This is a genomic window from Limnohabitans sp. DCL3 (assembly GCF_048019295.1).
Classification (GTDB): Bacteria; Pseudomonadota; Gammaproteobacteria; order Burkholderiales; family Burkholderiaceae_C; genus Limnohabitans_A.
The window spans coordinates 2,191,794-2,203,681 of sequence record NZ_CP171842.1 but is presented as its reverse complement, the minus strand read 5'-3'; the positions used below and the strand labels follow the sequence as shown (position 1 = coordinate 2,203,681).

Sequence of the window (11,888 nt, the reverse complement as noted above, 5' to 3'; positions counted from 1 at the left end):
AACAGATGATTGAGTTGACCGCATGCAGCCTCAACGGCGCCCCCATACCCGGGCCCTCTGCGGTGTTCGACGAGCTGGGCGGCACGATTGGCCGGGCCGATACCAACCAGCTTGTGCTGCCTGACCCTGACCGGGCCATTTCCCGGGTGCATGCGCGCGTGGCGTTTCGTGGTGTCCATGGGTATGTGCTGGAGGACAATGGCAGCAATCCGATCATCGTCAACGGCCAGCCCCTGGGCCAAGGGCGAGCGCATTCTCTGAAGCCTGGCGACGAGTTGCAGATGGGCGGTTACACCATCCGGGTGGGGACTGTGTCCAAAAGCCAGGCGGTGGCGCAGGACAAGCCCTTTGCCGATGTGTTCGGAGACTCGATGATGGGGCTGGCCGAGGCCCCGCGCGAACCTGTGGTGGCGCGTTCAGTCACGCAAACCTGGGTCCCTCCAAAGCCTGAACCGGCGGGGCCTGCGGCACTTTCGCCGGGCCATATTCCAGACGATTGGGACCCGTTCGCTGAACCTATGCCAGTGGCTTCGTCGGCCATGTCCTTGCAAGCCCCTTTGGCATCAGGACCAGAACTGGGGGGTGCCGCAGCCCCGCTTGGCGGTTCACTGGACGACATGTTTGGTCTGGCCGGTCCAGCGGTGGGGGGGGACCCACTGGGCTTGCTGCCGCCGGTGTCTGCTGCGTTCACGGATCGGGGGGGCTCAGAGCTGAACACCCCCATGCCGCGTGTCGCAGTCGCTGATGTGTTGGCACCATCCACCGCTGTCGGTGGCGGTGCGCACAAAGCGCAGGCTTTAAATGATGGCCAAGCGCCAGCACCTGAGGATATGGCCTTGCCCCAGGGGGCTGTGCTGTCGTGGGATGCCAGCACACGGGCGGTTTTGGCAAATCCATTGCCCACGGCAAGCGCAGGTGGACAAGGCATTCGGCCTGAAGCGCTGTTTGAAACCGGGTCTTTGCCGGTGGCTGCGCAGGCAGAAGGTGCCCAGCATGCGCCTGCACCGGTTGCAGGTCAGCGCCTCGGTCCAGATGGCGCGCAAGACGCGCTGTTGCAGGCCTTGCTGCAAGGCTTGTCGGCACCGGGCCTGAAGCTGGAAACCTTGACGCCAGACACCATGCGTTTGTTGGGGGAGTTGTTGCATGAAGCTACGGCTGGGGCCGTTGGCCTGCTGCTCGCCCGGGCCGCTTTCAAGCGGGAGTTGCGTGCTGAGCAAACCATGATCGTGGCCCGCGAGAACAACCCCCTGAAATTTTCGCCGTCTGCGCCTGCCGCCTTGCAGCAGCTCTTGGGACCCGCCGCACCGGGTTTCATGGCGCCGAAGGCCGCAGTGCGTGATGCCTTTGAAGACCTTCAGGCCCACCAACTGGCCGTGATGGCGGGCATGAAAGCAGCCCTGGACGGTGTTTTGCAACGTTTTGACCCTGTGCACCTGGAGTCCCAGCTGACCGCGCGCGCATCGGGCCTGGCAGGCTTGATCCCAGGCTCACGCAAAGCGCGCTTGTGGGAGCTCTTTCAGGAACTCTTTGGCCAACTCGGCCGTGAGGCGCAGGACAATTTTGACGAACTCTTCGGGCGTGCGTTTGTACAGGCTTACGAAGCCCAGCTCGAGCGTCTGACGAATGCCAGAACAACGGATCGTGCCACGAGCCATAAGGACTGAAAAGATGTTGACATTGGACATCGCATTGATGAGTGAAGCCGGTGGTCGGCCCTACAACGAAGATGCGGCAGGGCATTGGCGCAGTGATGCGCAACTGTGTTGCGCGCTGGCCGACGGTGCTGGTGGGCACGGCGGTGGGGACTTGGCTTCGCGTTTGGCGGTGCAAGAATTCATTGCACGATTTGCGGCCTTGCCCGACAAAGATGCCCCGGCGTTGGGCGATCTGATCCGGCAGACCAATGAGGCCCTGATTCGCCAGCGCCGGCCCGACTCGCCCAGTGCCGACATGCACAGTACGCTGGTGTGTCTGGTCATAGATGCTTTTGGACACAGGGCACATTGGGCGCATGCAGGCGATTCGCGCCTGTATTGGTTTCGCCAGGGCAAGCTGCTGTCCAGAACGCGTGACCACAGCGTGGTGCAATCCCTGATGGATGCCGGGCTGATCGGTGTTGGCGATGTGCGGACGCATCCGCAGCGCAGTGAATTGAGTTCGGCGCTGGGCGTTGCCTCAGAGTTGCTCGAAGTCACCAGCGGTGCCCGCGTGCCCATCGAAGCGGGGGATGTGTTTTTGCTGTGCACCGATGGCTTGTGGGAATACCTGGACGAACCCGCGCTTGAAGCAACGCTGAGCGCAGCGCCTGATCCCGATGCCTGGCTGGACAGCTTGTCCAAACGCGTTGTGGCCGCGGTGGCACACAAATCCAGCCATGACAACTTCAGTGCGCTCACGGTGTGGACGCGGGCTGTCTGAAATGAACTGCAAAGGAGATTGCTTTGGCCTTCCATGTCTGTACCGGTGCCCTGATGCGTTGCGCCATGGGCGCGGCACCGTCCTCTTTTGTGGCAACACCCAAGCAAGTCCTCACCAATATGAAGGACGCTGGCAACATCATGGACCACAAACCCATTGCCAACATTGCGCCCTTTGGCGTGTGCAAAAGCCCAGCCAACCCGCAGGTGGCCGCCGCCACTGCCGCCGCCATGGGGGTTTTGACACCCATGCCCTGCGTGCCCAACACCCCCGCACCCTGGGTGCCTGGTGTGCCCAAGGTGCTGGTGGCCAATATGCCGGCGCTCAACAACAGCTCCAAGCTGACGTGTGTTTATGGCGGTGTCATCGAGATTGCGATGGCGGGCCAGTTCACGGAGCAGATTCCTTGAACAGAGCCCACCTCACCCCCTTCACCCATTGGCACCCATGCACCCCGGCCTCAGGCTGGGTGCACCAAGCCAATGCCCTTTCATTTCAACAGGAAAGTCAAGAATGACCTGGTACAACAAAGTGATGTGGACCGAGGGCATGTTCCTGCAGCCACAACATTTCCAACAACAAGACCGGCACAGCGCCCGGCAACTGGATGCACGGCTGTCTTGCGCATCGCCCTGGAACTGGGGGTTTGCCTCGCTCGTGCTGGACGACGCCGCACTGCTGCAAGGCCGGGTCGCGCTGGCCTCTGCACGCGGCGTGATGTCGGACGGAACGGCCTTTTCCTGCCCCTCGGACGAGTCGGTGCCGTCGGCGCTGGAAATCGCTGCCGATGTACGCGACCAAGTGTTGGTGTTGGCCGTGCCCTTGGTGCGACCTGGCGTGGTCGAAAGCGACGTGGAGGCCACGGAAGGCACAGCGCCACCACGCTACCGCACCACCGAGGTGGACACGGCCGATGTCCATGCGCAAAGCCTGCGCGAGGCGCCATTGCAGTTGGGGCGTTTGAATGTGCGGCTGATGCTGGCGCGTGACGCTGGCGAAGGCTTTGCCACGCTGGGGGTGGCCCGCATTGTTGAGCGGCGTTCCGATGGCCGTGTGCTGCTGGATGCGCAATACGTGCCGCCCATGCTGGATGTGAATGCCCATCCGGTGCTCGACACGTATTTGCGCGAGATCCATGGCATGTTGCACCAGCGGGGCGAGGCGCTGGCGGCCAGACTGGCGCAACCGGGGCGTGCGGGTGTGGGCGAGATTGCCGACTTCTTGCTGCTGCAGACGGTCAACCGTCAGCAGCCCTTGTTTGCCCATTTGCAACGTCTGAGCGTGCTGCACCCTGAGCGTTTCTGGGCTCAGGCCTTGCAACTGGCTGGCGAGTTGTCGACTTTTCGCGATGCCCGCCGTCCGCCGGCCTACCCCGAATACCGGCACGACGATCTGGCGGCCTGTTGGCGTGCCTTGATGGCCGATCTGCGGCAATCGCTGTCGATGGTGCTGGAGCAAACGGCCGTGCCCATCGATTTGCAAGAGCGCAAATCGGGTGTGCGCGTGGCTGTGATCGGTGATGTCGAACTGCTGCGCAGTGCACAGTTTGTGCTGGCCGTCAACGCCCATCTGGCGGTCGAAGTCTTGCGTGCACGGTTTCCGGCCCAGGTGAAGATTGGCCCCGCAGAAAAGATTCGCGATCTGGTGCAACAGCAATTGCCCGGAGTCGCTTTGCGGGCATTGCCCATCGCGCCGCGGCAAATCCCTTATCACGCGGGTTTCACCTATTTCGAGCTGGAGACCCGAGGCCATGAGCTGTGGAAGCAGTTGGAAAGCTCGGGGGGCCTGGCCATGCACGTGGCGGGTGACTTTCCCGGTCTGGCACTCGAGTTTTGGGCTATCCGTGGTTAAACCAATGTTCACCGTCAATGGCCGTCGTGTGTTGCAGCCAGACCTGTTTGTGCCTGCGGCACTGTCTCCGTTTCGACATCACAGGAGGTTCAATTGATGAGCGATTCCGAAAGCAATAACCCTTTCGCTGCATTCGAGTCAGATCGCACGGTCATCAAGCCCAGTGCAGGACGCGCGCGGGGCACGGCGACTGCAACGTCTGCTGCACCGGCGGCAGCCACTGCGGCGAACGCATTTGCCTCTGGGCATTTGGGTTCCGACAGTGCGACCGTGTTGGAGGCCGAGTTACCGCCTTTTGCCAGCCTGAACCCGCTGGTGCAGGTGGCGGCTCCCTTGCTGGGTGCAGCGCCGCGCTTGCGGGCCACGCTGCGCCACCCCAACCCGGCTGCGCTGCGTGTGGCCTTGGTCCATGCGATCCAGCGATTTGAAGCGATGGCCCGAGCGCAAGGCTTGCCCAATGAGCAGATCGTTGCTGCGCGCTACGTGCTGTGCACCTTCTTGGACGAAGCGGCATCGAATACCCCCTGGGGTGGCGCGGGCAGTTGGGCAGCACAAAGCCTGTTGGTGCAGTTTCACAACGAGGCGTGGGGGGGTGAAAAAGTCTTTCAGCTGCTCACCCGCCTGGCGCAACAGCCTGAGCAGCAACGCCCTCTGCTGGAGTTCGTTTGGGTGGTTTTGACCTTGGGTTTCGAAGGCCGCTACAAGGTGCAGGCAGACGGACGCCAACAGCTTGACTTGCTGCGCGAGCGCCTGAGTCAGATGCTGCGCAGACCCGCCGATCCTGAACTCTCACCCGCTTGGCAAGGCACACTTGACTCGCAGGAAAGACTGCGTGACGGTCTACCCATGTGGGTCGTGGGGGCCGTTGGGTTGCTGCTCCTTGCATTGCTCTTTTTTGTTTTTCGAATCTCGCTGTCCGCTCAGACCGACAGTGCTTTCAGTGCATTGCAAACCCTGGATGCGCCGGTGCCTGTGCAACCTGTGTCGCCATCCATTGCGCCGCCACCACCACGTCTGGCACAACTGCTGTCATCCGACATTCAAGCGGGTGCTGTGCAGGTCAAGGACCTGTCGGATCGCTCCGTGGTCACCGTCAATGGGGATGCCTTGTTTGAGCCCGGTAGTGCTGAGGTGGCTTCCCGTGCGCGACCACTGTTTGAGCGCATCGCCCAGGCCTTCGATCGATTGCCCGGCCCGGTGACCGTGACGGGCCATACCGACAACCAACCCATCCGTTCGTTGCGTTTTCCATCGAATTGGCATTTGTCGAAAGAACGCGCCAATGCGGTGCGAAAACTTTTGCTGGTGAACTTGCCTGCTGAGCGCGTGAGTGCAGAAGGCCGTGCCGATGCCGAGCCTGTGGCCGATAACGACAGCACCGATGGACGTGCCAGAAATCGGCGTGTCGAGTTGACCCTCTCTGTCACATCGGCGCCATGAAAAAGGTGATGCAATGAAAAATATTGGGCACAAATTGCTGTCACCCACAGTGTGGGGTGTGTTGGCTGTGCTGGCACTGTCTGTGCTGGTGTGGTGGGTAGGGCCTTTGGTGTCGGTGGGCGATGCCCGTCCACTGGAACACGCAGGCGTGCGCATTGCGGTGCTGCTGCTGCTGTGGTGTTCGTGCCTGGGTGTACTGGGCTGGAAGGCCTGGCGGCGGCGCAGGGCCAATCAGGCGCTGCTGACCGGCATCGCGGCAGGGCCATCGGCCGTGGACAAGGAGGCCCAAGCCTTGTCGCAGCGTTTTGCCCAAGCGATGGCCAAACTGCAAGACGCAGGCCCCCGAGGGGCTGCGCGTTGGTTGGGCCGTGGCAGCTACTTGTACGAGTTGCCCTGGTATGTGTTTTTGGGGGCGCCGGGTTCAGGCAAAACCACGGCCTTGGCCAACGCGGGCTTGCAATTCTTGCTGGGTGATGCTGGGCGTTCACCACTGACGGGCGTCGGCGGCACCCGCAATTGTGAATGGTGGTTCACGCAGGACGCGGTGCTGATCGATACCGCCGGTCGTTATGCAACACAAGACAGCGACCGGGATGTGGATGCCAGTGCCTGGGACACTTTTCTGGCCCTTCTGAAAAAGACCCGACCGCGTCAGCCGATCAATGGTGTGCTGCTCACCGTGAGCGTGCAAGACCTGTTGCAGCAAGATGCCAGCGAGCGTGCCAAATACGCAGCGGCTCTGCGCGTTCGTCTGGCTGAGCTGCAGACCAAACTGGGCTTGCGCGTGCCGGTGTATGTGCTGGTCACCAAAGCCGATCTGATCGGCGGCTTTACCGAAACCTTCGATGCCATGGGGGCTGAGGAGCGTGCCCAGGTCTGGGGGTTGACCATGGCCGCCGACATGCCCGAGCAAACGCCTTTGCACGGTCTGGACGAACGCTTGTCTGAATTGCGCCAGCGACTGGTGCAACAGCTGCCGGCCCGCCTGGACGCTGAACGCGATGGCGTGCGTCGGACCGCCATCTTTGCATTCACGCAAGAATTCGCCGCATTGGGCACTGTATTGACAGCGTTTTTGCGTGCGGTGTTCGAGGGGGGGGGCACTCTTGAACGTGCTCCTTGGGTGCGTGGTGTGTACTTTGTCAGCGGCACCCAGGAGGGGCATCCGATCGACCGAGTCATGGGGGCCATTGGCCGTGGTTTGGGCTTGCCTGCAGGCGGTGCAACGGTTGCCAAGCCAGGGGGGAAAAGCTTTTTCTTGCAGCGTTTGTTGAAGGACTTGGTGTTTGCTGAGCGCGGACTGGGTGTGCGCGATGTGGCGGCGGAGCGGCGCGGCCGCTTGCAGCGCATGGCGCTGCTGTCGGCCATGGCCACACTCACGGCCTTGGTGCTGGTGGGCTGGTTCGTCAGTCGTTCGCGCAATCTGGACCATGCCGCACAGGTGCTGGAACGCGTGCCTGCTTTGCGTCAGTCGGTGCAGGCCCTGCCGCCGCCAACGGGCCAGGACCTCACCCCCCTCGTTGCCGTGCTCACCCAGGTGCGAGACGCGGCCAAACTGGATGCGTGGGATGCAGGCCAGCCGCCACTCTTGAATGGTTTGGGCTTGTACCAAGGTGACAAGCTCGACGCTGCGGCCAAACAGGCTTACGACCGTTTGTTGCAAAAAACCTTGATGCCGCGCATCGCGCGGCGTTTGGAAGAGCGTTTGCGTTCATCCTCGCGTGACAACCTCGAAAACGCCTACGAAGGACTCAAGGCCTACCTGATGCTGCATGACGCACAGCTGTTTGACCCAGTTGGACTGCGTGCCTGGATTCGGGTGGACTGGGACGCACAGTACGGCCGGCTGGAGCCGCAATGGCGACGGCAACTGGATGCGCATCTGGATGCCTTGCTCGCCCAAGGGGCGCCTCAGGCAATCGCTGCGCGTGATGCCGCACTGGTGGCGCAGGTGCGCGAGATGCTGGTTTCATTTCCTCTGGAGTACCGCGTCTGGAGCCGCATTCAGCGCAGCTGGCGCCCTGATGAGTTGCCCGAATTCACGGCCGCCCAAGGTGCTGGGCCCAACGCTGCGGCGGTATTTGTCCGTGCCAGCGGTGAACCCCTCACCCGTGGCGTCTTGGGGCTCTACACCAAAGCGGGCTGGGAAAAATTCGTCAAGCCGTCGGTGTCAAAGATGGCACAGCAACTGGCACGTGAAGAGTCGACCGTGCTGGGCCTGAAGGCAGAGCCACAGCGCTTGAATGGTTTGGCCACGGGTGCGGCGCTGACAGACAAAGTCAAGCGCTTGTACTTGGAGGCTTACATCAAGGCCTGGGACAGTTATCTGGCCGATGTGCGCCTGGTCAAGCTCGATTCTGTGGCGCGCAGCCTGTCGGTTTCACGGTTGCTGGCCGCGCCCGATTCGCCTTTGGCGAGTTGGTTGCGTGCCGTATCGGAGCAGACGCGTTTGTTGCCTCAGCAGGCCACCTTGGCCGGTGCGGCTGACAAGCTGGCTGCGCAAGCCCAGAGCCAAGCAGCCGCTTTGGCGGGTGATCAGGCGTCAGGAGGCGCTGCTGGGCCTGTGGAGCGCATGGTCGACGCGCACTTTGCCGCGCTCCATCGGCAGGTCACGGGGCAACCCGCGCCGATCGAGGAAACCCTGAAACTCTTTGGAGAAATTTACGCCCAATTGCTGGGATTGGAGCAGGCAGCCAAGACCGGTGGTGCCCCACCTTTGGCCGCAGGGGGGGCCGCCAAACTGAAGGCGGCCGCTGGCGCACTGCCGCCCGCTGTTGGGGCGATGGTGGGTGCATTGGCCGATGCCACGGCCAACCAGGGGCGCAGTGCCGAATTGCAGACCCTGTCGGCCGACCTTCAGCCCATCACCGATTTCTGCAGCCGGGCGATTGCGGGCCGCTACCCCTTTGCCAGTGGTGCCAAGGCCGATGTATTGCCCGAAGATTTTGGGCAACTCCTGGGCAGCGGCGGCCTCATGGACGAGTTCTTCCGCAGCAAGTTACAGGCCTTGGTGGACACCTCCAAGCCCGCTTGGACTTACCGTGCGGTGGATGCCAGCGGGAGCCGACCGGTGGCGGCGGCGGCTTTGCTGGAATTTCAGCGTGCGCAACGCATCAAAGAGGTGTTTTTCCGCTCTGGCGGCAAGACGCCCGCATTGCGCTTTGAGTTGAGACTCGTCGACATCGATCCCGCGCTGAAGGAGTTGGTGCTGGACATCGATGGTCAAGCGCAGCGTCTGACCAGCGGTGGTCCCTCGATCGCGGTGGCCTGGCCCAGCACGCGACTGGCGACTCAGGTGCGACTGTCGACGGGCTTGGGCGAACAAGGACCGCAAGTGCTGTACGAAGGTCCCTGGGGCTTGTTCCGGCTGATTGACCGGTTTGAATTGCAGCCCAGCGCAGTGCCTGAACGTTTCAGTGTGCTCATGAATCTGGACGGTAAGCGCGCGCGCCTGGATGTGATCTCTGCCAGCGTGTTCAACCCTTTCCAATTGCGCGAGATCAAACAGTTCCGTTGCCCGTCAGCGCTATGAGTGAGTTCAAACCCTCCCTGCCGGACACGACCTTTGCGGACCCTGCGGGCATCCCGGGCTGGCACGGCAAGCTGCCCTCGTTCGGTGATTTTGCTTCTCGGCGACTGCCGATGGCGTTTGTGGATGTCTGGGACCATTGGCTGTCTGCCGGCATGGCCCAGCTGCGCGAGGACGCCCCCGACGCCTGGTTGGCCGCTTACCTGGACAGCCCGGTATGGCGTTTTGTGTTGATGCCTGGTGTCTTGCCAGGCCCTTGCGGTCAATCGGCTTGGGCCGGTGTTTTGATGCCTTCGGTGGACCGTGTGGGGCGCTATTTTCCGATGACCTTGGCTTGTCCCTTGCACGCCCCAGCGTGCGCAGCTTCGCCTGCGCTGTGGCAATGGCTGGCGCAACTCGATGAACTCGCGGCCGATGCCTTGTATGGCGACTGGGGCATAGAGCGCCTGGAAGATGCGCTGGCCCGAATGCCGCCACTGACCCGCACACAGGCCACTGCCGTCTTGCCGGAACAGGCGCCTGGGTCGGTGGTGTGCGTGGGCGAGTCACCCGCTTGGGTTCACAAGCCAGACGAGGCCATCCCGGACGCTGTCGCCACCATTACAGCCACCGCCATGCATGGCGCGTCATTGCATGGGATGGCCTGGTGGCAAGCTCAGCCACGTGAGGCTGGCCGTCTGTTGCGGGTCTCGCGTGGTCTGCCCGCAGCAGGTGCATTCGTGCATTTGTTTGGAATCCCCGTGTCCCCATTTTGAAAGTGAACCCTGCCATGGATGCCGCAGATGACCATGACGACCGCACGGTGATCAGACCTCAGCACAGCACAGCGGACAGCCCTGTGCAAGAGGATGAACGCACGCGCATCGTCACACCCGCCGCTGTGCCGATGTCGGCACAGGACTTCGCCGGTGCTGCGGCCGAATCGGCCTCATCGACCGCATTGGGCAAAAACCTGGAAGACCACGGCAATGGATTGCCCCTGGGCACCACCCTTGCCGAGTTTGAAATCACGCAGGTCTTGGGCGAGGGCGGGTTTGGCATTGTTTACCTCGCCACCGACCATTCGCTGCAGCGACGGGTGGCACTCAAGGAGTACATGCCTTCTTCATTGGTCAAGCGCACGGGTGCCACGGCTGTGCAGGTCAAAAGTGCGCGCCACCGAGAAACCTTTGAAGCCGGTCTCAAGAGCTTCATCAACGAAGCCCGTTTGCTGGCCAGCTTTGACCATCCCTCCCTGGTCAAGGTGTACCGTTTCTGGGAAGCCAACGGCACCGCTTACATGGTCATGCCCTTTTATGAAGGGCGAACGCTCAAGGACCACTTGCGCGATCTGGGTAAGCCGCCGGACGAAGCCTGGTTGCGCGACTTGCTGGCACCGTTGACTGAAGCACTCCAGGTCATTCACGCCGATCAGTGTTACCACCGCGACATCGCCCCCGACAACGTCATCTTGCTGGGCAACAGCCATCAACGACCTTTGTTGCTGGACTTCGGTGCCGCACGCCGGGTCATTGGCGACATGACACAGGCGCTGACGGTGATCCTCAAACCCGGTTATGCGCCGGTGGAGCAATATGCCGAGATCCCTGACATGAAACAGGGGGCCTGGACCGATGTCTACGCGCTGGCGGCGGTGGTTTATTTTGCGATCACGGGCAAGACGCCGCCGCCTTCGGTGGGCCGCATGCTCAACGACACCTATGTGCCTTTGGCACAAGCCGCAGCAGGACGGTACGATGCGCGCTTTCTGGAGGCCCTGGACCGTGCCTTGGCTGTGCGGGCCGAGGCCCGCACAGCCAGCATCGCGCAGCTGCGCACAGAGATGGGACTGCATGCCGCACCGCTCTTGCAGACTTCGGTTGCCGCATCGTCGCCACACGATTCACGTTTGTCCGGCGGGGGCGGGCATTCCCCTGTGACCCAGGTGCCCACCGTCTCGGCGACAAAGCGATCGCGCAACACGCTGCTGGCTGCTGGGGTGGCCTTGTTGGTGGGGGGGAGTGTGGCCGCTTGGTATGCGCTGTCCCCTGCACCTCGGCCAAGTGCAGCGGCACCACCGCCCGGGCCTGCTGTGCAGGCGCTACCGCCTTTTGCACCTGCGCCCCAGGTGGCCCAATTGGATGCCGCGCACGAATTTGGCGAGCTGGTTCGCCAGCAGTCGCCCGGGTTTTCCATCGAGGCTGCAGCCACGCGTGCCCAGGCGCGCATTGGCCGCGACGATCTGGGCTTCAAGCTCAGTGCCGCGCGCGCCGGCTGGCTGTATGTGTTTGCACTGGCCAGCGATGGCACCCTGGCACAAGTGCTGCCCAACACCGTCTCGGGTGCTGTGCGCTTGCGACCCGGGCAGCACTACAGCTTTCCCAGTGGCAACGGCGTGGTGCTCGAGGCCGATGAACCCGCAGGCACCGTGCAGCTGCTGCTGATGGTGAGCGCCAGCGAGCGAGACTTTTCTGCACTGGAGCCCGAGAAGGCCGGTCCCATGCGCTTGTTCAAGACCGGTGCGGCGGCTGCAGCCATTGTGGCGCGCCACCCAGGCAACGCGCCCTTGCTGGCAGGTCGGGTCTTGTGTTCCAAAACGGGTGACTGTGACGAAGGCTACGGCGCCACTTTGCTGAAGGTGCAAGTGGTCCGTTGAGGGCCATTTGCACCG

The 11,888-nt window shown here is 62.6% G+C and carries 8 protein-coding genes; all 8 read left to right on the top strand.

Annotation, left to right across the window (positions count from 1 at the left end; translation table 11 throughout):
- Positions 1 to 5 precede the first annotated feature (5 nt).
- Positions 6 to 1,664, top strand: coding sequence for a type VI secretion system-associated FHA domain protein TagH (gene tagH, locus ACHEXK_RS10065; protein WP_416545782.1), 1,659 nt, complete (start codon positions 6 to 8; stop codon positions 1,662 to 1,664).
- 4 nt (positions 1,665 to 1,668) lie between these two features.
- Positions 1,669 to 2,418, top strand: coding sequence for a PP2C family protein-serine/threonine phosphatase (locus ACHEXK_RS10060; protein WP_416545780.1), 750 nt, complete (start codon positions 1,669 to 1,671; stop codon positions 2,416 to 2,418).
- Positions 2,419 to 2,441: 23 nt separating this feature from the next.
- Entirely contained in the window at positions 2,442 to 2,828 is a 387-nt protein-coding gene (locus tag ACHEXK_RS10055; protein WP_416545778.1) for a DUF4280 domain-containing protein, read from the top strand.
- A gap of 103 nt (positions 2,829 to 2,931) precedes the next feature.
- Positions 2,932 to 4,269: a type VI secretion system baseplate subunit TssK gene (gene tssK / locus ACHEXK_RS10050; RefSeq protein ID WP_416545776.1), complete on the top strand. Its 1,338-nt coding sequence runs from the start codon at positions 2,932 to 2,934 to the stop codon at positions 4,267 to 4,269.
- Positions 4,270 to 4,365: 96 nt separating this feature from the next.
- Positions 4,366 to 5,709, top strand: coding sequence for a type VI secretion system protein TssL, long form (gene tssL / locus ACHEXK_RS10045; RefSeq protein ID WP_416545774.1), 1,344 nt, complete (start codon positions 4,366 to 4,368; stop codon positions 5,707 to 5,709).
- Between the two features lie 13 nt (positions 5,710 to 5,722).
- Complete coding sequence (gene tssM, locus ACHEXK_RS10040) at positions 5,723 to 9,241, top strand: type VI secretion system membrane subunit TssM (protein ID WP_416545772.1); 3,519 nt, start codon at positions 5,723 to 5,725, stop codon at positions 9,239 to 9,241.
- Positions 9,238 to 9,993 (top strand): type VI secretion system-associated protein TagF, encoded by a 756-nt coding sequence (gene tagF, locus ACHEXK_RS10035; protein ID WP_416545770.1) that lies wholly within the window; start codon positions 9,238 to 9,240, stop codon positions 9,991 to 9,993. Before tssM ends, tagF begins: the two co-directional genes overlap by 4 nt.
- A gap of 14 nt (positions 9,994 to 10,007) precedes the next feature.
- Positions 10,008 to 11,873, top strand: coding sequence for a serine/threonine protein kinase (locus ACHEXK_RS10030; RefSeq protein ID WP_416545768.1), 1,866 nt, complete (start codon positions 10,008 to 10,010; stop codon positions 11,871 to 11,873).
- Positions 11,874 to 11,888: the final 15 nt, after the last annotated feature.